The organism is Gemmatimonadota bacterium (genome assembly GCA_040388625.1).
Taxonomy (GTDB): domain Bacteria; phylum Gemmatimonadota; class Gemmatimonadetes; order Gemmatimonadales; family Gemmatimonadaceae; genus Fen-1247.
Map to the genome: position 1 here is coordinate 373,056 of JAZKBK010000003.1, position 23,617 is coordinate 396,672.

25 protein-coding genes are annotated in these 23,617 nt (G+C 61.7%); 14 read left to right on the forward strand and 11 right to left on the reverse strand.

Going from position 1 to position 23,617, the window contains the following annotated elements; all coding sequences use genetic code 11:
• Positions 1-22: 22 nt before the first annotated feature.
• From V4529_07290 to V4529_07340, 11 genes are all read right to left on the reverse strand, one after another.
• The gene (locus V4529_07290; GenBank protein MES2358134.1) at positions 23-2,380 is read right to left on the reverse strand and encodes a response regulator; all 2,358 of its coding nucleotides are present in this window, start codon (positions 2,378-2,380) and stop codon (positions 23-25) included.
• 22 nt (positions 2,381-2,402) lie between these two features.
• Positions 2,403-3,080: a hypothetical protein gene (locus V4529_07295; protein MES2358135.1), complete on the reverse strand. Its 678-nt coding sequence runs from the start codon at positions 3,078-3,080 to the stop codon at positions 2,403-2,405.
• A 6-nt stretch (positions 3,081-3,086) separates the two neighbouring features.
• On the reverse strand, positions 3,087-3,455 hold the full coding sequence (locus V4529_07300) for a response regulator (protein MES2358136.1): 369 nt from the start codon (positions 3,453-3,455) through the stop codon (positions 3,087-3,089).
• A gap of 33 nt (positions 3,456-3,488) precedes the next feature.
• Positions 3,489-3,788, reverse strand: coding sequence for a hypothetical protein (locus V4529_07305; protein ID MES2358137.1), 300 nt, complete (start codon positions 3,786-3,788; stop codon positions 3,489-3,491).
• A gap of 74 nt (positions 3,789-3,862) precedes the next feature.
• Positions 3,863-4,153: a hypothetical protein gene (locus V4529_07310; protein ID MES2358138.1), complete on the reverse strand. Its 291-nt coding sequence runs from the start codon at positions 4,151-4,153 to the stop codon at positions 3,863-3,865.
• 1 nt (position 4,154) lies between these two features.
• Positions 4,155-4,586 (reverse strand): flagellar export chaperone FliS, encoded by a 432-nt coding sequence (fliS, locus tag V4529_07315; protein ID MES2358139.1) that lies wholly within the window; start codon positions 4,584-4,586, stop codon positions 4,155-4,157.
• 73 nt (positions 4,587-4,659) lie between these two features.
• Positions 4,660-5,127, reverse strand: a complete 468-nt coding sequence (locus tag V4529_07320) for a hypothetical protein (protein ID MES2358140.1) — start codon at positions 5,125-5,127, stop codon at positions 4,660-4,662.
• Positions 5,124-8,228, reverse strand: a complete 3,105-nt coding sequence (gene fliD / locus V4529_07325) for a flagellar filament capping protein FliD (GenBank protein MES2358141.1) — start codon at positions 8,226-8,228, stop codon at positions 5,124-5,126. Before fliD ends, V4529_07320 begins: the two co-directional genes overlap by 4 nt.
• 117 nt (positions 8,229-8,345) lie before the next feature.
• Positions 8,346-9,446 carry a flagellin gene (locus V4529_07330; protein MES2358142.1) on the reverse strand — a complete coding sequence of 367 codons (1,101 nt, stop codon included), beginning with the start codon at positions 9,444-9,446 and terminating at the stop codon, positions 8,346-8,348.
• 187 nt (positions 9,447-9,633) lie between these two features.
• On the reverse strand, positions 9,634-10,086 hold the full coding sequence (gene fliW / locus V4529_07335; GenBank protein ID MES2358143.1) for a flagellar assembly protein FliW: 453 nt from the start codon (positions 10,084-10,086) through the stop codon (positions 9,634-9,636).
• Entirely contained in the window at positions 10,083-10,964 is an 882-nt protein-coding gene (locus V4529_07340) for a flagellin (GenBank protein MES2358144.1), read from the reverse strand. The genes fliW and V4529_07340 overlap by 4 nt, the downstream gene beginning before the upstream one ends.
• A 165-nt stretch (positions 10,965-11,129) precedes the next feature.
• Between V4529_07340 and V4529_07345 the strand changes: the two genes are divergently transcribed.
• The 14 genes from V4529_07345 (at position 11,130) to V4529_07410 (ending at position 23,530) form a co-directional block, all read left to right on the forward strand.
• Positions 11,130-12,572: a sigma-54 dependent transcriptional regulator gene (locus V4529_07345; protein MES2358145.1), complete on the forward strand. Its 1,443-nt coding sequence runs from the start codon at positions 11,130-11,132 to the stop codon at positions 12,570-12,572.
• 192 nt (positions 12,573-12,764) lie between these two features.
• The gene (locus tag V4529_07350) at positions 12,765-13,061 is read left to right on the forward strand and encodes a flagellar basal body rod C-terminal domain-containing protein (protein MES2358146.1); all 297 of its coding nucleotides are present in this window, start codon (positions 12,765-12,767) and stop codon (positions 13,059-13,061) included.
• A gap of 6 nt (positions 13,062-13,067) precedes the next feature.
• On the forward strand, positions 13,068-13,664 hold the full coding sequence (gene flgC, locus V4529_07355; GenBank protein MES2358147.1) for a flagellar basal body rod protein FlgC: 597 nt from the start codon (positions 13,068-13,070) through the stop codon (positions 13,662-13,664).
• Positions 13,665-13,680: 16 nt separating this feature from the next.
• Positions 13,681-14,040, forward strand: a complete 360-nt coding sequence (locus V4529_07360; GenBank protein MES2358148.1) for a hypothetical protein — start codon at positions 13,681-13,683, stop codon at positions 14,038-14,040.
• Between the two features lie 7 nt (positions 14,041-14,047).
• On the forward strand, positions 14,048-14,374 hold the full coding sequence (gene fliE / locus V4529_07365) for a flagellar hook-basal body complex protein FliE (GenBank protein MES2358149.1): 327 nt from the start codon (positions 14,048-14,050) through the stop codon (positions 14,372-14,374).
• Between the two features lie 23 nt (positions 14,375-14,397).
• Positions 14,398-15,981, forward strand: coding sequence for a flagellar basal-body MS-ring/collar protein FliF (gene fliF, locus V4529_07370; GenBank protein ID MES2358150.1), 1,584 nt, complete (start codon positions 14,398-14,400; stop codon positions 15,979-15,981).
• The gene (gene fliG, locus V4529_07375) at positions 15,982-17,043 is read left to right on the forward strand and encodes a flagellar motor switch protein FliG (protein ID MES2358151.1); all 1,062 of its coding nucleotides are present in this window, start codon (positions 15,982-15,984) and stop codon (positions 17,041-17,043) included. It abuts the gene before it with no gap.
• Positions 17,027-17,698: a FliH/SctL family protein gene (locus V4529_07380; GenBank protein ID MES2358152.1), complete on the forward strand. Its 672-nt coding sequence runs from the start codon at positions 17,027-17,029 to the stop codon at positions 17,696-17,698. The genes fliG and V4529_07380 overlap by 17 nt, the downstream gene beginning before the upstream one ends.
• The gene (locus V4529_07385) at positions 17,688-19,022 is read left to right on the forward strand and encodes a FliI/YscN family ATPase (GenBank protein MES2358153.1); all 1,335 of its coding nucleotides are present in this window, start codon (positions 17,688-17,690) and stop codon (positions 19,020-19,022) included. Before V4529_07380 ends, V4529_07385 begins: the two co-directional genes overlap by 11 nt.
• A 2-nt stretch (positions 19,023-19,024) precedes the next feature.
• A complete protein-coding gene (gene fliJ, locus V4529_07390) occupies positions 19,025-19,465 on the forward strand; it encodes a flagellar export protein FliJ (GenBank protein ID MES2358154.1) in 441 nt (146 codons plus the stop codon).
• The gene (locus tag V4529_07395) at positions 19,462-20,163 is read left to right on the forward strand and encodes a hypothetical protein (GenBank protein ID MES2358155.1); all 702 of its coding nucleotides are present in this window, start codon (positions 19,462-19,464) and stop codon (positions 20,161-20,163) included. The genes fliJ and V4529_07395 overlap by 4 nt, the downstream gene beginning before the upstream one ends.
• A complete protein-coding gene (locus V4529_07400) occupies positions 20,160-21,818 on the forward strand; it encodes a M15 family metallopeptidase (protein ID MES2358156.1) in 1,659 nt (552 codons plus the stop codon). The genes V4529_07395 and V4529_07400 overlap by 4 nt, the downstream gene beginning before the upstream one ends.
• On the forward strand, positions 21,815-22,147 hold the full coding sequence (locus tag V4529_07405; protein MES2358157.1) for a flagellar hook capping FlgD N-terminal domain-containing protein: 333 nt from the start codon (positions 21,815-21,817) through the stop codon (positions 22,145-22,147). Before V4529_07400 ends, V4529_07405 begins: the two co-directional genes overlap by 4 nt.
• A 42-nt stretch (positions 22,148-22,189) precedes the next feature.
• Positions 22,190-23,530 carry a flagellar hook protein FlgE gene (locus tag V4529_07410; protein MES2358158.1) on the forward strand — a complete coding sequence of 447 codons (1,341 nt, stop codon included), beginning with the start codon at positions 22,190-22,192 and terminating at the stop codon, positions 23,528-23,530.
• The last annotated feature ends 87 nt before the right edge of the window (positions 23,531-23,617 follow it).

Here is a 23,617-nt window from a genome sequence, read left to right on the forward strand (position 1 = left end):
GTAAGGCCCGTGCTGCCAAGCCTCAGGCTGCTACCGCGTGACTCGGAAAAGCACTGTCCAGAACCCCTCTGACACGCATGAACTCAGCTTCCATCTCGTCGATCAGCGTCCGCGCGCCAGCCGCATCGTGCTTCTGCCCGGCCCCTTGCAGCGCCGCGCCCAGCGCGGCCATGGTCGTCGCACCCATGTTACCGCTGCTGCCCTTGAGCGCGTGACCCGTGCGCTCGATCAGAGGCAGGTCCCCGGTATCCAACGCAGCGCGAAGGGTGACAATTCGGGACGAAGTGTCCGATATGAATGTTCCTATGAGGCGTAACACGAAGTCATCCCCGCCTTCCGCCATGGCTGCGAGATTATCCAACACGGACAGGTCAACTGATGATTGATCCATGGACCCCCCTGAATTGTCGAACTGGGCCGCAAGGGCCGCGACCAGAGCTGGATCGGCCGCGAAGGACGTCGCCGGACCGGATTCGGCGGGTTCGCGCTGTCTGGCCGTCCCAGTGAACAGATAGTCACTGGCATTCGGTGTTGAACTCTCGGCACCCGGTTTCGAATCGCTCGGGATCCAGCATTCCATGGCAGTTTCGAGCTCTTCCAGCGCGATCGGCTTTGGAATGAAGCCGTCCATGCCTGCGTCCAGGCAGCGCGCACGATCCTCGCGCATTGCGTTCGCAGTCATTGCGATGATCGGCGTATGCCGATCCTGAGCATCCTCGCGTTGCCGGATCGCACGAGTAGCGGTGTACCCGTCCATCTCCGGCATCTGACAATCCATCAGCACAAGATCATACGGGAGCTGGGCGAGCATCGCGACAGCTTCCAGACCGTTGGATGCAATGTCGCAGCGATACCCGAGCTTGTTCAGCATGTGCGACGCTACACGCTGGTTTACCGGATTGTCCTCTGCCACCAGTACGCGCGCGCGAGCCTTGCTCTGTGCACCGGCAACTCCCGTTTCCGCGACCCGTCGTACCTTGGGCGCGAGATCCGGATGGAGCACCGATCCGAGAACGCCAAGCAGTCGCGTGGGACGGACTGGCAGGGCGAAGGTGACGTCGATGCCCGCTCTGGACGCCGTGTCGGCGCTGGGCTTTTGCCGGTTTGGTGCCAGCGCGACAACGCCGCCGATGCCCTCGGAAAATTCGCGGCGCAGATCCCGAATCGACCGAAGAGGATCGGAGCCCAGCGTGGATAGATCGGCGATCACCAGGTCGTACCGCTGACCGGCGGCGATGCTGGCGCGAAGCAAAGCGCGTGCATCGGCAACCGTGCGTGCACCATCCACGAATGCACCCCAATCTGCGGCGTAACGTCGGAGCACTACACGTGTGAGCTTGCCACGAACGAGTACCAGGACGCGTGAATCCTTCATCACGTTCGCGCTCGGCGTCGACATCACTCGTGGTCCCCGCTGCGCTGCGATCGTGAAGTGAAATACACTTCCCTCACCCGGAACGCTCGCGACGTCCATGGCGCCGCCGAGCAGGCCGACGAGATGCTTCGAGATCGCGAGTCCCAGACCGGTGCCGCCGTACTTGCGCGTAGTGGAACTGTCTGCTTGCTGAAACGGCTGGAACAATCGCGTTCGCGCTTCAGCGGTGAGACCGATGCCGGTGTCATTGACGTCGAATCGCAACTGCACGCCTGCGTCGGTTTCCGACTCGACGGTCACGTGGATGTAGATACGACCGACGTGTGTGAACTTGATGGCGTTGCCTACCAGGTTCAGGAGAATCTGACGCAGCCGGCCCTGATCCGTGCGAACCACCGCAGGCACGCGCTCGTCGACATAGAAGCCGAGCTCCAGTTTCTTCTGCATCGCCTGATCGGCAAGCAGCTCGACGACTTCCTCTACCGTCGTGCGAACATTGCAATCGATGATCTCGATCTCGAGTCGCCCCGCTTCGATCTTGGAGAAATCGAGAATCTCATTGATGATCGTGAGGAGCGCCTGTCCCGATGATCGAACCGTGTCGACGTACTCGCGCTGTTCCTGATTGAGTCCCGTGTCGAGGAGCAGTCCCGTCATGCCGAGAATGCCGTTCATGGGAGTACGGATCTCGTGCGACATGCGCGCAAGAAATTCGCTCTTGGCCTGGTTCCCCTGCTCGGCCTTCTCCATCGCCTCTGCCAGTTCGAGCGTGCGCTCACGCACCTTCTGATCCAGCCCCGAGAGGATCTGCTGCATCTCGCGCATGAGCGTCTCGCGCTCCGTGAGTGCACCACGGATGCTCTGTGCGTGGCCCTCGTCCACGCGAGTCGTTGCTGCTGCGGCAGCACCAGCAAGCTTGAGGCGTCGTACGTGTCGAGCGAGCATGACGACGAGAACCGCCTCGATCGAGATGCCGAGCCCAAGAATCAGAACTGACGCATGCACTTTGTAGCTGGCTCTGCGTGGGCTACTGCGTGGTCTTGCCGGAGTGATCGCACCAGAACAGCGCGTCGGCCGTGGCCTGACGCTCGAACGAGTTTCTCGTGGAGGCGGACTCGCTGAACGTTGGCAGCTGTTCGTTGGTGATGACAGCCGCTTCCGCACGACCACCGGACAACAGCGACGACGTTGCGTGCAGCCGACGCTCTATGTCGCGGAGCATCTGCGCGACATGCCCCAGCTGTTGCGATGTGATGTCCTGAAACTGCAGCGAGCCCATGACGGCGAAGAGCTCATCGCGCATCTTGGCCCGTACGGCCGCTGCTTCGACGATCGAGTCGTCGAAGGATCCGGAGGCATCGATCTCATCCAGGCGGTCGACGTATGCATGTGCGCGTTCCAGGCCGTCCATCATGCGTGTGGCGGCGAGCTCAGTGGCGGAACACACCTCGCCAAGCTTGGCCGTGCTGTCGTGAATCTCCTGAAGGGTCACACCCTGGAGGGCTTCGCGACTCGTGTGGAGTGTGCACAGGACCTGTGCAATCTCGCCCGTGGCGCGTTGCATCATGGCGAGCAGCACGCCGACGTTGTTTCCGCGAAGGCCGGTATCCCGCCCGTCGTCACGCAGCTCTTCGAGCTCGCTGTCGACCAGGCGGAGCATCGTCTCGGAATCGTAAAGGACTTCGGCGATGCGTGAGTTGGACATTGGAATCTATGCTGCTCTGGTAGCCAGTACCGCGTCGATCTTCTCGCGCAGAACCTGGGGGGTGAATGGCTTGACGACGTAGCTGTCGACTCCCGCTTCCATGGCGGTGAGAATATCATCACGAACACTGCGTGCGGTGACCATGATGAGCGGCATCGACTTTGTCTCGTCGCAAGAGCGAATCGCTCTCGTGAGCTCCGCGCCACTGACCTTCGGCATGTTCCAGTCAGTAATGACGAAATCGACGGTGGCGATCTTCTCCAATGCCTCTGCTCCGTCACTCGCCTCCACCACGTCGCTGAAGCCGACGCGTTGCAGGGAGTTCACCACTATGCGGCGCATGGTGGCAGAGTCGTCAACAACAAGGAAGCGCATGTGCTTGGCTCCAGAAATACTGAGAAAGTGCTGTTACAGGTCGCCGCTGCGAATTACAGCGCGCGCAACCTGATCGGCCATTTCAAGCGAATTGTAGGCGCCCGAGAGAACGTTCGAGCGGATCTGATCGGCGCGTGCCGGATCGAGGGACGATGAGACCGGCGCGCTCGCGCCATCACTTGCAAGAGCGAGCCCCGCATCCGATATCTGAACCGCATCCGCGCCGCGTGTCGGCGAGATGGGATCGATGGGAACTTCTGGCGCAGCTGCACCCTGGACGCGCTGTAGCGCGTCGGTGCGAAGTGTGTCGGCTGCGATTTTGTTTACGTGCATGTGTAGTTTCTCCTTCCCTTCGAATATCGGGTTACGGGGGCCGTTACTTTACCGCCGCCCGGTCGTACCTGTGCCTAGCGGACCAGATTGAGCGTAGGGGCGGCTGCTGGTGCTTCGGGTGCCCTATACGTGGCTGTGGCACGTGGTTGAGTATCGAGCGCTCTCAGCGCATGCGCGACGTGGCCGCACAGGTCGGCCATTGTCTCTCGCGCCTCCACCTCGTCGAGTGACGCGCGGTCGGTCGCATCCATCGCATGCATGGAATCAGGGTTCGGCACCGCCCCTCGTCCCGCGTTGACGTTCCGAACGACGGAATCGATCACGCGGTCTAGGTTTTCCTCGAGGAGCGATCCCGCCGTTGGCACGTTACCGCCCTCTGGGATCGTACAGCGAATCGCCGGGCTGAGCCGTGCTTCCTGCCGGCCATTGAGTCCGTGCGGCAATCACCCAGGATTCATGCAGGCTGGAAGCCATCTCCATGATCTTGGTGAGTCGTCCGGTATCCAGGGTCCGGCCAATGGCCAGGATCTCCGTACCGAAGTACGCATACAGCGCTGCGAGCCGCTGGGCGAGTTCCCCACCCTTCTCACGATCGAGAGATCCCATCAACTCGATGACTATCGCTGAAGCCTTCTCGAGGCTCGCTGCCTTGCCCTCGAAATCGCGTTGCTGGATCTGGACCTGAGCGCGGCGGAGCTGCGCCAGCAGGTGCTCGTACAGCAGGGGAACCAGCCATTCCTTCGACCGGCTCACGACATCATTCTCAAGGTACTTGGAGGTATAAGCGCTATATCCCATGCTGGCCAGTGTCGGGTGAGCGGGTGCAAAACTTGAACGTCACCGGTCCTCCTGGCGACGCTGAAGGCCGCGTTCAGCCGCGACGGTCGATGAAGCGCTGTGATCCGGTACGATATGCGGGCGGGAGACCAGCCCCTGGGCTCGCCGATGCCCCGCCGCGGAGTTCACGCCCCATGATGTCGCGCTGCACGCTGCACACGCCAGCGAGACGCGACGCGGAGCCATCCAGCGTTTCGGCCTGCGAGCGGGAGGCGAAGCTTCGCCGCTGGATGTCATTCGCACGGGGGCCAGCAAACTGTCCCGACGCAATCGCGCTCACGAGCGGCGTGAAGCGCTTGCCACACAGTGCCGCGTCGCGTGCAAGCCTGTCTCCGCGTGATGCCATCTCGAAGAGTCCGGCGAAGTTCGCCGTGCGCACAAGCGCCTGCTGCGTGTCGAGCAACATCTCATACTTCGATACGAGCGCGTCGAATTCATCGAGCGCATGCACCGCCTTGGCGTATGCAGCGACCGGTACGTCAGCGATGAGTGCCCGCGTCACTGGCCGAGCCCGTTCGAGGTGGTTTTATTCGTGCTGGTGTTGGACGGGTTCGTGAACGCTGCCAGGAAGGAATTCCCCTGGGCCATGATCTGCTGTACTGTGCTGTCCATCGTCGAGTATTCCTTGAGCAGCGCGGCACGCTGCAGCGCGATTCTCGCGTTGAAATCAGTGAGACGCGACTGCTGCATGCTTATCGTGTCGTTGAGCTGCTGGTTCTGTGCATCGATCGTTCCGCCGGTCTGCGTCCAGCTGGTGAGAAGCCGGTCGATCACGGAGCCGAATCCCTGCGTCAGCGTGAGATTGCCGATCGCACCAGGTGTCGTACCGAGATAGGCCATGCTCAGGCCATCGACGGGTGTTCCGGACGCTCCGACGAGCTGGCGTCCCGACCCGGTAGCGGTGTAGCCGCCAATCGTGCCCTGCACATCCGCGCCGTACGCACTTCCCGCCGCGATCCCCAGCTGTGTCGCCGGAGTCCCCGTGCCGGAGTAAGCGATCGAGAATCCGGCCGACGCACCGTACGCATTGTGCTGAATCTGAACCTGCCCGCCTACAGCGGTGGCAGTCATCGACAGGACACCGTGACCGGTTGCAGTCACGTTCATCGTCCCCAGGTTGAGCTGGCCGCCACCTTCGTTGTTCGCTGTAAGCGACATCGCGAGCTGCGACGTCCCGCTGGTGGCCGCCTTCACTGAGATCTGCCCATTGACGAACGATACCGTTGCACCGGTGCCAACCGATGACTGCAGCTGCGTAACGAAGTCTGCAACTGTCGATGTGGAAGTCGTGGTGAATGTGCCACTGTAGGCAGAGCCATCGGAACGCGTGCCGCTGTAACCGCTCGTATCACCGGCAACCACTCCGGCGGACGAGCCGTTTGACAGATGAAGATCGGTCAGCAGTGTCGCGGACGTCGCGGCTGCCGTTCCGGTTGCGTCGTTCAGTGTCACCGACCCCAACAGCGCACGATTCTCCGGCGTGCCGAACGATGCGTTCAGGGCAGCCACGATCTGATCGGTGGTCATTCCTCCACTCAGCTGAATCTGCGCGGTGGAGTTCGATGCGAGGTCAGTCACGGTCATCGTATCCGGCGCGCCAGGCTGGTTGTAGACGCCGCTGAAGCCGGCGCCGAGCATCTGCGCCTGAGCAGCGGCCTGCGTGATGTTGACAGCGTAGCTACCGGGCTGAGTTGCGGTCGTCGAGGCTGTGTACACAAGCGACGGATTGGTAGAGACCCCGGATTCCTCGAACAGCTTGGTCACGTCGGAATACCTGCTCGTGAACGCGGTCTGGAATTTCGTGGAATCGAACGAGAGATGACCGTCCTTCGTGAGCGATATGCCGACAGTGTCCGGCGTCGCCATGTCCGATGCCGCACCGGTGACTGGCGTGAGCATCGACGTGGAGAGTGCGCTCCGCGCGGTGCGCAGCAGCGGGTCGTTGTACAGAGTCGGGTTGCTGGTGGGATCGGTTCCAGGCGTCTGTTGCGTCTTGATGAAATCGACGACTGCGTTGTATGCGTTGACGTAGTTCTGAACGGCCGACGTCGCCGCGCTGCTGCTGAGCGATACGTTCACGTTCGCTATCGTATTCGGATCCGCAGCGGTGAGCGTGAGCGTCGTGTTTGCTATTACGTCCGAAACCGTATTGCTCGAGCGCGTGAATGCGACGCCGTCGACCGAGAATTTTGCATCTGTCCCGGTCACGAGCTCACGCGCGCGACCCGTGGATGTAGTCGCGAAGGCGCCGAAATCGAGCCGACCGCCGCCTTGATTGTTCGCCACCATCTGGAGCGATAGACCGCTCTGACCGGCAGTCCCGTCGCTGACGACGATATGACCGCTCGCGTCGACGGATGCCGTCGCCGGCCGCGCGCCTGCGCCGAAGCCGGTAGTTGCGTCGTTGAGCGTGTTGAGCAGATCCTGCACCGTGCTGCCTGCAGCGACGGTGAACGAGACGTTCACAGCCGAGCCATCACCGCGGGTTCCCGATATCGTCAGCGTGTCGCCGACCTGGGTGCCCGATGCGGAGCCGCCATTCCACAGATTGGTAAGAAGCGTGGACGCCGTTGCCGGCGTGCTGCCGTTGCCGTCCGTCATCGCGCTACTCTGCAGCTGCTGCGCTACGGCCGACCGGCCGGCGGTGAGAATGCCGAGCTGTTGCAATGTGTTTCCGCCATCGACAAAGCTCGTCGTGTTTCGGACGTCGAGGTAATACTGCGTGGTGCCGTTGGCGGTCGTGCTCTGGACTGTCGCCTGGATCCCCGGTACCGCCGAGAATTTCGCCGCGAGCGAAGTGAGCGAGTCGGTGCTGAGATCGACCGAGACAGCCTGACCTGCTATCGTGACCGTCTGCGCGCCTGGCGCAACGGTGAGTCCGAGCTGAGATCCGATGCTCGTCGTGGCAGAGGCGAAGTTATCGCTCTGCGCTCCCGCGCTGGTAACGTGCTTGATCGCAGTGGTCGAGTCGATCCAGCCCAACGACTGGGCGATGCCCTGCGAGCCATCCACGAGGTTGATTCCCTTGGAACCAGTCTGCACACTCGTGAGGACGAGCCGTTGCGCGTTTGACGAATCGGTAACGATCGCCGCGCTGACACCACTGGCCGTCGCGCCGGAGTTGACTGCGTTGATCCTGTCGCGAACCGAGGCCAGTGTATCGGTAGCGGCTATCGTCACGGTCTTGCCATTGATGACGAAGTCGCCCGAAAGACCGAGGGCCGTGGTGCTGCTCGCGAAGGTGTTGCCGGAGAGTTTTTCGGCCTGTGCGGTCTGGAGCACCTGGACTGCGTAGGATCCTGGTGATGCGCCGCTCAGCGCCGAGGCGGAGAGGATCGTCTGGCCGTTTGCAGCAGTCGCGTTGGAAACGGTGGCGTTGACGCCCTGAAACGCCGTTCCATCGCGCATGAGGCTGGTGGTAGCCTCGAGGTTCGAGAGCAGTCCGCTGTAGGTCTGGTACGCGCTCTGTTGAGCCTGTGCGGTCGTGATGCGTGTCTGCATCGCGACGCCTGGCTGCGACTGGATCTGAATGAGGCTATCGACCAGCGAGCTGTAGTCGAAGGTGCTGCCGAGACCTGGGAATGACCCTACAGGGGTGCTCATCGTGTTTTCCTCCGTATGCGACGAGCCCGCAGGAGCCCATTCGGGCCCCTACGGTCTCGTAGCCGAGCTTGGGGAGACAGGAGATTCCTCTCCGCTGCCCTCACCCGGTTAGTTCATTTACTGGAAGAGCTTCAGCACGCTCTGCTGGCTCGAGTTCGCCTGCGCGAGCATGGCCGTACCGGCCTGCTGGAGGATCGAGAGCTTGCTGTAGTTCGTGTATTCCTGCGCCATGTTGGTGTCGCGGATGACCGACTCCGCGGCCGACACGTTCTGGTACAGAGAAGCAACGTTCGTGGTCGCGTAGTTGAGGCGGTTCTCAGCCGCACCGAGCGAACCGATGACGGTGTTGACCTTGGAGACAGCGGTCGTGATCGAAGCGAGGGCTGCCGTGGCATTCGCCATCGTATCGACCGAGACGCTGGCGAGGTTGAGGCCGGCGGCTGAGCTAGCGCGAAGATCGCCGAGGCTCACGCTCACGAGGTTATCCGAATCACTGGTTGCGCCGCTGCCGACGCGGAAGGCTGCGCTGGTGCCCGTCGGCAGAATCGTCTTGCCATCAAGGCCGACAGTCGGGTCGCCGTTGAACGTGAAGGCTACGCCAAGCTTGTCGAAGTTGAAGGTCTGCGATCCAGACGCGGCGCTGGTCAACTCCTGGGTGAGCGTTCCGTCGCTGAGGGTGATATGCGTCGCATCGACCTTCGCGATCGTGTACGTCGCGCCGGAGGTTGCGCCGGAAACCGTGATGCCTGAAATACCCACGACCGCGTTGGCGGTACCCGTACCGCTATCGCTCACGCCGAAGCTGCCGTTCAACAGCTGAGAGCCCTGGTACACGGTGCTGCCGACGGTACGGTTGATTTCCTGATACAGCTGCGTGAACTCGGCGTTGATCTTCTGACGATCGGGATCCGTGACGTTAGCTGATGCAGACTCGGTGGCGAGCTGCTTCATGCGATCGAGTATGGACGAGATCGTCTGAGTCGCGCCATCCGCGATCTGGAGCAGCGAGCCTGCCTGCGATGCATTCTGCTGGGCCTGCTGCAAGCCGACACCGTTGTTGCGAAGCGAGTTCGCGATGCTGAGGCCTGCCGCGTCGTCGCCTGCACGATTGAGACGGAAGCCAGATGACAGCTTCTGGATCGAGCTGGTCAGCTGGGTCTCGTTCGTGTTCAGGTTGTTCAACGCGTTCATCGAGTTGATGTTGTTCTGAATAAACATTACGGTGTGGCTCCTTTAGCGGTTTGTGGCAGAGCTTCCTTGCTCCACCCGGTCCGGCCGGTCTGGCCGTATGGACTATTTATCGGCAGTGCCGAGGAAAGCTTTAACACGAAAGGCGTGGATAAATCCACGCCTTTCGGTTTGGCCGATTCCCCACGCAATGGGAAGCAGCAGATACATCCGTGTCCTACAGCTCGAATGACTCGCGGATGCCGTAGCTGCTCTCGGCGAGCACCACCTGGCTGCCTTCGCTGAGGCGGGTGTTGATCACCACGGGCCCCTGAAGATTGGCCGTGGGCAGCTCGCCAGGTGCGCCGGGCAGCGTTACGATTGCGAGGACGCTTACCTCATCGGGCGAGGCAGCGTGGGTTTCCGTCGCATCCAGGTCGAGCGTGTAGCCTTCGAAGAACATGAACGGATCGACGAGGAGAAAGGCGAGCGACGAGTAGTCGGCTGACTGGAGCCAGTACACGTGCGACCGTTCGGACGGAAGAAGGACGAAGGACCGACACTCGGGAAAGCCGAGCAATCCCTGCGGAAAGGTGAGCAAGGAACCGGGCTCGACGGCGATCGTGCCTAGTATGTCGGAGGAGATGGTGACGGTGCTGGGCATCGAGTAAGCCAGGGCGGCGGATGTCATTTCAGATAGTCTGTCAGGGTCATGCCCAGCACGCGCGACGTTGCGAGCATCGCGGATTGGTACGCCGTCTGGCGGGTCACCAGATCGGTTATCGCCTGTTCCTGGTCCACGTTCGAGAGATTTGACTTGAACGTGGTGAGGTTCTGCTGAAGCGCGGTGATGTTGGAGCTGGTGACCTGAAGCTGGTTCTCGCGCGCGCCGAGATCGCCGACGAGCGACTGGATTCCCTGTTGGGAATTATTGAGGCTCGTGAGGGCCGCACCAATGCCGGCCTGGTCGTTGTTGCCCAGCGCGGTCGAAAGATCCTTGAGCGACTGAAGCGTGCCGGTGTCGAGCAGCAGCTCCTTCGCATTGTGGTTGGACTTGAACAACTGGCCCGCACCGATCTCTGTCGTGTGCGTTCCGGATGGCGCGGTTCCGGTATAGAATGGTGCTGTGGTCGTGACGGGCGCGGTCGTGGTGTTGTCACCACCGAAGAGATACGTGCCCTGGTACTGAGTGTTGCCAGCGGCCACGGCGGAACTGAGAAGGTTGTCGACTTCCTGTTTCGCGGCGAGGCGGTCGGACGCGCTCGCTGTTGCAGTGCCCTGTTGCGTTGCGATTGCCGTCGCGCGTGTCACGGTGTCGGTGAGCTGTTGCAGCACCGTGTCTTCCATGTTTGCGCGGGCTGTGGCATCGTTGACATTGCGCTGATACTGATTGAGCGCATTGAGGGCGGTGGAGGTCTGCATGACCGACGACTGCGCCTGCGGGTCGTCGGCGAATGAGCTGTACTTGAGACCGGTGCTCACCTGATTCTGAGCGGTGCTCATTGCTTGCAAATTCGACTGTAGCGACAGAGTCGCGTTAGTCTGGATCATGCTGTTCGTGATGCGCATCGTATTGCTTTGCTCCTCGCAAAAGCGTATGCTGTGGAGTATCGAGCGCATGCCGCCCGCTCTTTAGGCTCGAAGAAAGGGCGGACGCGTAGCCTGACAATTTTGGGGCGGGCACGGGGACCCGCCCCTACGCCAACCATATCCGGACTCGTACTCTACCAAATAATGGCAACCATTCTATATGTAGATGACGAGCCATCGGTCGGGTTGATACTGGAGGATACGCTACGGCGCGCCGGGCATGACGCTGTCGGCGCCCGGAATGTTCCGGAGGCTCTCCAGGCGTTGGCGCGTGGCAACGTGGATCTGATAATCTCGGACTACCGCATGCCAGGATTGACGGGCCTGGAGTTTCTGTCGCTCATCAGGCGCGAGGGGTACGAGGTGCCTCTCATAATGTTGACCGGTTATGCCAGCATCGAGCACGCGGTGTCGTCGATCAAGGCCGGGGCGGTGGATTACATCACCAAGCCAGTTCGCCCGCAGCAGCTTGAGCTCGCCGTCGATCAGGCACTGAAGCTGGTTCGCCTCAAGAAGGAGAACGACGCGCTCAGGCGTGAGGTGATGGAGTTCCGGAACGAGCGCCAGATCGTGGGCGACAGCGTTGCCATTCGCCGGATAATGCAGACGGTCGCGACGGCGGCTCCTACGCGGGCGACGGTGCTGCTGCAGGGTGAGTCCGGTACGGGAAAGGAATTGTTCGCCCGTTCGGTCCACGACCAGAGCGACCGCCGTGACAGGCCTTTCATACAGCTCAACTGCGCCGCGCTGCCCGAGGGTCTGGTGGAGAGCGCGCTGTTCGGCCATGAGAAGGGCGCGTTCACGGGGGCGATCAAGCGCGTCGAGGGAGCATTCGAGCGCGCCAACCGTGGTACGCTCCTGCTGGACGAAATATCCGAGATGCGGCTGGACCTTCAGGCGAAGCTGCTGCGCGTGCTACAGGAGCAGGAGTTTGAGCGGGTTGGTGGCACGTCCACCATACGGGTGGACGTTCGGATCATCGCGACGACGAACCGGGACCTGGCGGCCGAAGCCGCGCGTGGAGCGTTCCGGCAGGATCTATACTATAGGTTGAGCACGATCCCGATCGCGATCCCGCCGCTGCGGGACCGAAAGGACGACATTCCAGCCCTTGCCTACAGGTTCGCGATCCGAATTGGCGCGGAGATGGGCAAGGAAGTGCGGGCGATATCGCAGGAAGGGCTCGAGGTCCTGCAAAGATACGACTGGCCAGGAAATGTCCGGGAGCTTCAGCACGTTGTGGAGCGGGCGGTGATCCTTTCGTCTGACCCAATCGTGCCGGCCCATGCGTTCGAGGGGCTCAGATTCGGGTTGGCCAACGTGCTCGCCGGCCCGGTATCGGCGACGCAACGGGCGCTGATCGCTGCGGGACTGGTACCGATTCCGGACGACGACCGGGATGACGGAGTACTGGTGCGGTTGACCTCGCTGAATGTCGAGGATGCCGAGCGTGCGATGATTCAGAAAGCACTCGAGATGTCGGGCAACAATCGCACGAAAGCGGCCGAATTGCTGGGGCTGAGTGTCCGGACGCTCAGGAACAAACTGAACGGTCCGGCGAACGGCGAGGCAAGCTTGACCCTGTAAAGTCCGGCAAGATGTGCCGATCCGGCACTTTCTTCCTCTTTTTGCCGCTAGGCAAATAGTGCCGTAATAAGCCATTTCGAACCAGTTCCAAGACGCTAAGTGATTGTTATATAATCACTTAGCGTTTTTGCGTATCCGCCCAAGCAGCCCGTAATCGGTTTGGTCCTGCGGTTGCTTTAGCACGATCCCGAGATGATCACAGGATTCATTAGCCGAGTAGTTCCGGCAGCCGAGCTGAAGGACGCTCTCGACATCGGGACCCAGAGGGTTCGGGCGATCGCCGATCGTGTGTCCAAGGCATCGCTCCAGAATCAGGACGGCTTCGCTCTTCCGGGCACGCCTGGAGCCAGCGGGGCCGTTGCGAACTCGTCCGGTGTGGACATCGAGAGTGAGATGATCAGTCTGGCCGATGAGCAGCTGCGCTACGAGGCAACATCGAAGCTGCTGTCGAAGGCCTACGATCAGGTTCGGACCGCCCTCAAGCCCTGATAACCGATGCCTCGTCCAGTCGGATTACTTCCGTCACCAGCGGTAAACCAGCCGCAGCCGATGTTCCGGTCTCTCGCGATCTCAGCGAGCGGACTGTCGGCGCAGCGGGTTCGCATGGAGACAATTGCATCGAACATCGCCAATGCGGAAACGACGCACGACGTAAACGGGCAACCATACAAACGGCGCGTTGCCGTTCTGGCAGCAGGCGACGGTGGAACTGCGACGGGCGATCCGGTTGCGCCGGGACAGCCGTCGGGAACTTCGGGCGTATTCAACGGCATCAACGCGTTTCAGGTACCGAGCGGCGATTTCCCGACCGACGGACCGCGTCGGTTCGAAGTGCCGGTGCTCGAAACGAACGGGCCCAGCGGCGGCGGCACTGGTGTGCATGTCGCGGGCATCAAGGAAGACAATACCGACGGACAGCTGGTCTACGATCCTGGACATCCGGACGCAGACAAGAACGGATATGTGCATTACCCGAACGTGCGTGTGACGGATGAGATGGTGGACATGATGGATGCGCGCCGGGTGTACGAGGCGAACGCCAGCGTGTTTCAGACGGCGAAGGGAATGCTGAAGCAAGCTCTGAACATTTAAGCCACAAGCGAACAGAATGGCGATCAACGGAATTGGCGGCGGCGGGTTCAATCCATACGCAACGGGCGTAACGCGTCCGAGTGCGGGCGTGCCGCGTCAGGCGCCGCCGACGTCGAGCGACGTCGCAGCAATGGATCCAAAGTCGCTCGCCAACGCGATCAAGAGCGACGCAGCGGCCCGCACGGCACAACTGAACTCCGGAACGGCGCCGAGTGGCGTGGATCAGGATCTGTGGAGCGTGTTGAGCAAGGAAGAGCGCTCGTTCTTCATGAAGGCGGGAACGATGGGGCCGTTGACGTACGGCCGCACGAGCTCGTCGCAGGGTCCGGCACCAGCGCCGATTCTGCGTGGCGGACGTCTGGACATCAAGGCCTGAGAATCCAATGTCGAATCCAATTGGTGGGATAAGCAACGCTATCGCGAGTACTGGACTGGACACCGGTGCCAAACAGATACCGGTGTTGCAGGACCGTGGTGGTAGCGCGAGCGGGACGAGCTTCGGCGATACGCTCAAGGGACTCGTCAACAACGTTTCGGACCAGCAGGACGTGGCCGCTGACTACGCGCAGCGTTTTGCGCGGGGCGAGCCGGTCGAGCTGCATCAGGTGATGGCGGCTTCCGAGGAAGCGTCGATTTCGCTGGAGATGTTGGTACAGGTGCGCAACAAGTTCCAGGATGCGTATCGAACGTTGATCAGCATGCAATCGTGATCGAGAACCGGGGATTATAAACCGTGGCTGACGCAATTCAGGACATGCTCGACCGCATCGGCGGTCGCCAACGTGCCATGTTGTTGATGGTGGGCGTTGGCGTGGCCGCGGTGATTTTCGGTGTATCGAAGTGGGCTACGGCGCCGGACTGGGTACCGGCCTTCACCAATCAGCCGATCGAGACGGTCGGGCAGATGACGGACAAGCTCACGGCTGCCGGAATCGGGTTCAAGCTGGATCGCGGCGGCAGCGACATTCTGGTGAGCGCCAACGACGTTGCGCGTGCGCGGGTGACTCTGGCGCAGGCGGGGCTTCCGTCGGCTGGACGTCCCGGCATGGAGCTGTTCGATCAGCCATCGTGGGGAATGACTGACTTCACGCAGCGAATCAATTACAGGCGCGCACTAGAAGGAGAGCTCGAGCGCACGATCGGCAAGATGACGGGGGTGCAGTCGGCGCAGGTTCACCTCGCGCTGCACGAGCAGGCGACGTTCCGTTCTCAGGACAAGCCGGCGAACGCATCCGTGGTATTGAAGACCGGTGGCGCCGCACCATCGCAGGATGTCGTGCAGGGTATCGCGCATCTCGTGGCGGGCAGCGTGGACGGGATCACGGCGGACCACGTGACGATACTCGACGATGCCGGAAGAATGTTGTCCACTCCGGACGATGGCTCGATGGCTTCCCTTACGAACGCGCAGCTTTCGACCCAGCGCGAGGTCGAGGGATATCTACAGACCAAGGCGGAAAGCCTGGTCGATGACATCGTAGGCAGCGGCAATGCGCGCGTTCGCGTATCCGCCGCGCTCAACTTCGACAAGATCGAGCGGTCATCGCAGCTCGTGGATCCCGACAAGCAGGCCACCAGCACGGAGCAGCGTTACGAGATCACGCCTGGAGCGCAGGGCGGCGCTGCGTCGTCGAACGTCGCGATGAGCTATGACAATTCCAAGGTCACCGAGAACTTCTCCGGAGCGATCGGCAACATCAAGAGACTGTCGGTTGCCGTTCTGCTGAATGACCGCATGATTCAGCCGCCGGCCAATGCAGGCCCCAACGCGAAGCCGACATATGTTGCGCGCACTCCGGAAGAGATCGCGCGCATAGAATCGCTTATCCGCGGTGCCGTGGGAGCTGACAGCACGCGCGGTGACGTCGTCACGGTAGTCGCGACCCACTTTGACGCGGCGCCTGTCGCGGACGTGGAGAAGACCGCGCCACAGACGATCATCAATACCGTTCAGCAATTCGAGAAGCCGGCGATCTCCGTGTTTGCCATTCTGGTGCTCTTCATCGTCGCGATGATGCTCATCAAGGCGATCAAGTCTCTACCGGCGTCGAACTCACGCTCGGCGTACGCTCCGCTCGCGCTTCCTGCACCCGGCGGTCAACACTCCAACCAGTTCGCCACCGCGGCGCACGATATGGCTAACGCGATCTCCGCGAACGCGCATCAGCAGCACCAGAGCTACGCAGTTCAGCCTCCGCCTCAACCGCTCGCGTTTCCGGAACAGAATCAGACTCGCGGTCGTGTAGCGGCAACCATCGCGGCCAAGCCTGAAGTCTCGACCCGCGTTGTACGCGCGTGGCTGAAGGAAGCTGTATAAATGGGAACCGCGGTAGTGCCGGTGGAAGAAAAGAAGAGTGTTGCGAAACTCACCGCTGCCGACCTGACCGGACCGCAGAAGGTCGCGGTGTTGTGCATGTCGCTCGGCGCTGATGAGGCGGTGAAACTGACGCAGTCGCTCACGCCTGAAGAGGCCGAGGAGATCAGCTTCCATATCGCGCAGATGGAACAGGTGAGCGCCGGCACGGTCGAAGCAGTCCTGACCGAGTGGATGCAGATGGCACTTGCCGTTGACTCGATCGCCCAGGGCGGTATCAGCTACGCCGGTGAGGTTCTGGAAAAGGCGTTCGGCAGTCACAGAGCCAGCGCGACGCTGACGCGAATTCAGTCGCAGCTGGCAGACTCAGCTGGATTGCACCGGCTACGGAGCGCTGACCCGCAGCAGCTCGCGACGACGCTGCGCGGCGAGCATCCTCAGACTATCGCACTTGTTCTCGCTCATCTCGAGCCGCAACAGACCGCGACGATTCTGCGCGACCTGGATCCATCGCTCGGCGGCGAGGTGATGTACCGCATCGGCTGCATGGAAAAGGTGGCTCCTGACATGATGCTGCTGGTGGAGAAGGCTCTCAGTAACGAGACCGACCTCAGCTTTACTCGCGGCTTGCGCGCGGCTGGTGGACCGGATGCAGTTGCGAGCGTGCTCAACCATGTCTCGGGCTCGCTCGAGAAAGACCTGCTCGATCACATCGGCGAGCGGGACACGCAGCTTTGCGAGCAGATCAAGAACCTCATGTTCGTCTTCGACGACGTGGGCAAGCTGGACGACCGCTCGTTGCAGCGACTGCTGCGCGAAATCGACGCCCGTACTCTATCGCTGGCGCTCAAGACCGCAAAGGAAGAGATGCGCGAGCGCATCATGGCCGGCATGTCGGCACGCGCGGTCACGGCGCTCAAGGAAGAGATATCGATGCTCGGCGCCGTTCGTGTCCGCGACGTGGAAGCGGCCCAGGCACAGATCGTCGCACAGGTTCGGGCGCTCGAAGCGGCCGGAGAAATCACCATCGGTGCCGGAGCCTCGGAAGATGCGTTCATCGAATAGGCCCGGAGTGCTTGCGGCCGGTGCGCTGCCCGCAAATCCGACGCGATGGGCGCCGGATGACATGGCGACGCTCAACTGGACGACAGCTGTCAATACGCAGCCCGCGTCACAGATGGAGCAGGAAGCGCATGCTCGTATCGAGTTGGAGCAGCGCCTGGCGGAGGCGCAGGCCGCTGGCTACGACGCCGGCAGGCTGGACGGCGAGCTGGCGGAGGCGACACGCCTGCGCAATGCGGTCGCGGCAGCCGAGCAGGCGCTCGACACGATTCGCACCAGCGAATCCAAGTGGCAGGAATGTGTTACCGAAAACATTGCGGCTCTCGCCGTTACTGTGGCGCGCCACATAGTTGGACGTGAACTGCGCACCGACGCGGCGTCTGTCGCAGATCTGGTCAAGCGCGCGCTGGCGGAATTTCCGATCGATCAGCCGATGCGCGTTCGTGTGAATCCACACGACCTATCGCTTCTGTCGCATCCCACGCCGACCGGCGGCGAGCCTGTTCCGATCGCGCCGAATCGTGACGTTCGGTGGCTGGCAGACTCCCGTATTCAGCCGGGCGGCTGTGTCGTCGAGGGACGCGAGAGGATCGTGGACGGCCGCGTCGATACGGCACTTGAACGACTCTATAGAAAGTTGACGGACAATGTTGCCTGATACTTTCGCGGATGTCGTTGCGGATACGCCGCGATTCGATCGCTATGGTCGTGTCACACGAGTCGTTGGTCTCGTCATCGAGGCAACGGGAATCGACGTGGGCGTTGGCGAGCTCTGTCGTGTCACGAGCTTGACGGACGACAGATCGGTGCTGGCGGAAGTCGTGGGGTTCCACGAAGACAACGTCATCCTGATGCCGCTCGGCGAGCTCGACGGGCTACACGCTGGAAGCTTCGTTCAGCCACTCGGCCGCTCCTTCGGTGTCGACGTCGGACCGTCGCTACTTGGTCGCGTTCTGAATGGACTCGGGCATCCAATCGACGACAAGGGTCCGATCGAATTCACAGACCGCGTTCCGCTTGCAGCCGAGCCTCCGAATCCACTCGAGCGGCGCATGATCGACGAGCCACTGGAGACGGGCGTTCGTGCAATCGACGGGATGCTCACGATCGGTCGCGGCCAGCGCGTCGGAATATTCGCCGGATCGGGCGTCGGAAAGAGCACGCTTCTGGGGATGATCGCGCGGCACGCCAAGGCGGACGTCAACGTGATCGCACTACTCGGCGAGCGTGGCCGCGAGGTACGCGACTTCATCGAGCATTCGCTTGGCGAGGAAGGACTCGCGCGCTCCGTAATCATTGTCGCCACCGGCGATCAGGCTGCGCTGGTTCGCGCTCGTGGCGCGCTCGTGGCGACTGCAATCGCCGAATATTTTCGCGACCAGGGCAAGCAAGTGATGCTGATGCTCGATTCAGTGACGCGTGTAGCAATGGCGTGGCGCGAGATCGGGCTGGCAACCGGCGAACCGCCGACCACAAAGGGCTACCCGCCTTCGGTGTTCGCGTCACTCCCGCGTCTTCTCGAGCGTGCAGGCAATGCGCGTGTCGGCGGCATCACCGGCATTTACACGGTGCTGGTGGATGGCGACGATTTCAACGAACCGGTTGCCGACGCAACGCGCTCCATACTCGACGGTCACATAGTGCTCACACGCAAGCTGGCATCGGCGGGACACTTTCCTTCCATCGACATACTCGACAGCAAGAGCCGAGTTCGGGATCAGGTGGTGTCACCGAGCCATCGCACGGCGGCGGAGACGATTCTGCGCACCGAGGCTACATATCGCGAGAAGGAAGATCTCATACTCGTGGGCGCGTACCAGAAAGGAACGAGTGCGATGGTGGACTCCGCCGTGGAGCATCGCGAAGCGGTACTGTCCCTGCTACGGCAGCGTGCAGACGAGACCACGACTATCGGCGAGACACATGCGACGATGCGCGATCTCGCGGCACGCATCACGGCCTCCAATCGGCAGGCGGCGTAACGATGTTTCGTTTTCGTCTTCAGCAGGTTCTGGATCTCAGAGAGAAGCAGGAGCGTCATCTCGCAACTCAACTGGCTGCCGCTCTCGGAGCTGAGCGCGAGGCGAAAGACGCGCTCAACGGGCTGCGCGCGGAACGAGCAGCTGGCTCGGAAGCCGTGAAGGAGGGTGAGAGCCACTCGGTTGGTGAGCTCGCGAATCTCGCATTCATGATGCAGCAACTCGACGACAGGATCGCGGGCGCGAACGATACCGTCGGCGCAGCGAACAACAGCGTCTCGCAGGTGCAGGAAGCACTTACCGCAGCGTTCAAGGATCGCCGCGTTCTGGATCGTCTTCGTGAGCGTCACGAAGAGACATATCGCGCAACTGCGGAGCAGACAGACCGGAGAGCGATGGACGACATCGCGCTCTCCCGCTTCGTGCACAACGACAACGGGCAATGAAGAAACTTCTAATTCCATTTATCGCGTCATTCGGACTCAGCCTCGGCATCGCAACCGGAGTGGTGATGGTTCGCGCGCCGAAGCCGGTGGTTTTGGCGAAAACCGACAAGGTTGCGGCGGCGAATCGGAAGCCGGATTCGACGGGAGCGGCGAAGGACAGCATTGCAGCACCAGCGGCCGACTCGACCAACTCCGTCAATGCCGTGGCGAATGCGCAGACAGCCAATCCGAATGCCGCGGGTCCTTCTGGTGCCAGCGCGCCGGCGGGAGCACCAGCCGGATCCGGCGCTACGGCGGCACCGGCGGCACCGGCGGCACCGACGGCAAGTCATGACGTCGCTTCCGCGCAGGACAAGGCAACCGGGTCCGGCCGGCCAGCTTCTGCGACGCAAACGCCAAATGCGAAGCTTGCATCGACTGCCCAATCCGGTGGCGCTGCACCCAAACCGGTGATTCGGCCAATCAGACCCGCGACAGATTCGCTCATCGGCCGACGCCTGGCGCAGGTATTTGGTGCGATGCAGCCCAAGGATGCCGCGCGTGTGCTCGAGCAGATGGATGACAACGACGTTCGCGCGATACTGGGCTCGCTATCGAGCAAGCAACAGGCCGCCATTCTCGGGTCCTTCCCGACGCAGCGCGCCGCGCTGATCCTGCAGGCAACGCTTCGCACCGCATCCAGCGGAGGCACGGAATGAGTATGCTGCCAGTCAACTTTGCTCCTGCAGAACCTGCATCGGCGGAGCCGACGTCGTCGTCGCGCTCCAGGCGCGACGCGGATGGTCCCAGCACGTCTGGTACGAATGCATTCGCTGCAACGCTTGCGACAGCGATGCACGCACCCGCACCTCACGCTGCGAAGCTGAAGAAGGACGGCGCCAACTCCGAGCTCGACGCACGGGCATCCACAGCCACGTCCAGCGCTGCATCAAGTGCTGAGGCCGGTGCCGCATCAAGTACTGCATCCAGTGCTGCATCTACCGCTGCATCTACCGCTGCATCTACCGCAGCATCCAAGACCGGCGCGTCTGGCGTCGGCAGTGGGGTTCACGCCGGAAAGCCGGCCTTCGCTGCAGCCGCGGAAGCGCGCGCAGCCGCGGCCACTGTTTCCGTCGACACCCCCAACGCTGACGCCGACGCGCTCAATCCGGATTTCCGCACGCGGCTTGCCCGCGTGGTGAGTCGGATGCATGACGAGTTCGGCAAGGATGTCAATCTCGTGGAAGGATTCAGGACTCAGTCGCGGCAGGATCATCTATATGATCAGGGGCGCGTGAATCCAGGTGAAGTGGTGACCTGGACCAAGTCGAGCAAGCACACGCTTGGACTTGCGGCGGACGTCACCATCGATGGGGGATACACCGACACCGCGGGCTTCCAGCAGCTGGCGCAGATCGCCGCGCAGGAAGGACTTCGCACGCTCGGTCCCAAGGATCCGGGTCACATCGAGATGCCGACGCGCGGAGGGGCCGCTGCGTGGGGCGACAGCAGTCCCATCGACACCCTGAACATCGATGACAATGTATCTCGCGCAATCGGTATTGCGATGGATCAGAGCAATGTGACTGACAATGCGCGCGACGACAGCGACAGTCTCAACAACTTCAATGGTTTGCTGAGCAGGGTTGGCCGCAGTGCGTCCACCGGGATGCCGCAGATCCAGATGCCGATGATGGCCGGCAACGGAATGGCGGGTAACGGAATGGCCGGCAACGGTGGCGGAATGTCTGGCAACATGTCTCAGCGCGATCGCGGAGATATTCTGAAGGATAGCGCGATAACGGGTGACACCGCGAAGGTAGCCGATGTCGCGAGCGTCGCAAGCGTTGCATCAGTTGCCCAGGTAGCGCAGGTGGCACACGTTGCTGCGCCGGCGCAACCGATGGTCGTCGGAGCGCAGATGCCTCAGACCGTACAGGTAGCCAGCGGTACAGATGCCGCCGACAAGGTCGGCAAGCTGCTGGATGCGCGCGACGCGGCACCAGCGCAACCGCTCTCGCAGGTGACCCTCAACGTCGACAACGCAGCCGGAGGCTCCGACAAGATCACGGTTCAGCTGCGTGCGGGCGTCGTGGACACGGCAATATCGGTTGCAGATCCGAATCGCGCGGACAAGATGTCATTGCGCGTCGGAGAATTGCAGCACGCATTGGAGCAGCACGGACTGGATGCAACGGCTATCAACGTGGCATCCACGTCGGCTGGCTCAGGGCCGGGATGGAACCCGCGCCAAGGCAGCGATCAGAGCGCCCAGAACGGGCGCCCTTCGCTCAATTACCGGGACAACCGACAGGACGCGGATGCGACCCGACAGCGCTCTCGTAGAGAGCAGCAGGGAGGAAGACAGAAATGATTACCGCGCCCACTGGCGGCATCGCTCCGATGCGTGACACGAACGCACCGAACTCCTCGTCGGGTTCGGCAAGCAACGCGATCACCAACGCAGCAGGCGGTGCTATGGGAAAGGACCAGTTCGTCAAGTTGCTCGTGACGGAAATGCAGAACCAGGATCCTATGAATCCGATGGACGGAAAGGATCTCGCTGCGCAGCTGGCGCAGTTCTCGAGTGTCGAGCAGTTGATGAACATCAACACCAAACTCGACAACTTCGCTGCGCTGTTCGCGCCGACGACCCCGACTTCGGGCTCAACGGGCTCGAGCTCATCGACCACGGGCGCGTAAGCGCCTGAATGACCATACACACACTCATAGGACTTTAACGACATGGATCGCTCGCTATTCTCCGCCGTATCAGGCCTGCGGAACAATCAGACCCGAATGGACGTCATCGGTAACAACATCGCGAACGTCAACACGACGGCATTCAAGGCAAGTCGTGCAAACTTCACGGAGAGCTTCTCGCAGGTTCTCTCCGGCGCGACGCGTCCCGGCACCACGACAGGCGGCATCAACTCGATGGCCGTCGGACTTGGCTCTCAGCTAAGCAGCATCGACACCGTCTTCACGCAGGGAAACCGCGAGACGACCAACGTCGCGACCAACCTCGCGATACAGGGCAATTCGTTCTTCGTCGTCTCGAATGGCGCGCAGAACTCGTTCACGCGTGACGGTAACTTCAAGTGGGATTCCAACGGTACGCTCGTCGCAGGCAATGGCGGAATCGTCCAGGGCCTGATGGCGAAGAACGGCGTCCTGGGCGGAGGTCTCACCGGCATCTCGGTGCCGATCGGCCAGACCACTCCCGCTGCCGCAACCACCAAGGCGACGGTCGCGGGCAACTTCAACTCCGAAGCCCCGAACTTCGTCGCAGTCGATCCAAATAATCCGACTGCCGCCGAGCTTGCTGACCCGGTGAACGCGGGCTCGAAGGTCGAGACCACACTCGGTGTCTTCGATTCGCTCGGCTCGAAGCACAACCTCACGCTCGTTGCCTGGAAGACCGGCCCGAACACGTGGGAGTGCAAGATCGACCCCAGCAGCCTGAACTACGACGCGACACAACCGTATACTTTCGGACCGGGCGCCCAGTCGTCGCCGGCAGCCGCCGCGACTCCGTGGCAGTTCACCTTCAAGAGCGACGGCACGATCGATAGCGCAAATTCCAATCTGCCAAGTGTGACGTTTACACCGGCCGGTGGCGGCGCCGCAGTTTCACTCAAGCTCGATCCTGGCACCGGGTCGACTGGCGTCACATCACTCGCGGTCGGGAATTCCGCGGTGCTGCGCGACCAGAACGGTTACGCGTCAGGTGTTCTGCAGAATGTATCGATCGGCCAGGATGGAGTCGTTACTGGATCCTTCTCGAACGGCACCAATCAGACGCTCGCACAGATCGCCCTCGCGGACTTCAACAACCCCGAGGGTCTGGATCAGGCCGCCGACAGCATGTACACGGTCTCCGCGAACTCGGGAACGCCCCTTATCGGCTACTCGGGAAAGGACACCACTTCGACGATTGCGAGCGGCGCGCTCGAAATGTCGAACGTCGATCTGGCGCAGGAATTCACCGACATGATCATCACGCAGCGCGGCTTCGAAGCCAACGGCAAGATGATCACGACCAGCGACCAGATGCTTCAGACTCTCATAAACATGCGTCAGTAGTGATGTAGGACAGTCGCTCAAAGATTCACTGCTGCGGCAATATTAGCCGAGGGCAGCCCGGAAGAAATTGCCGGGCTGCCCTTTTTT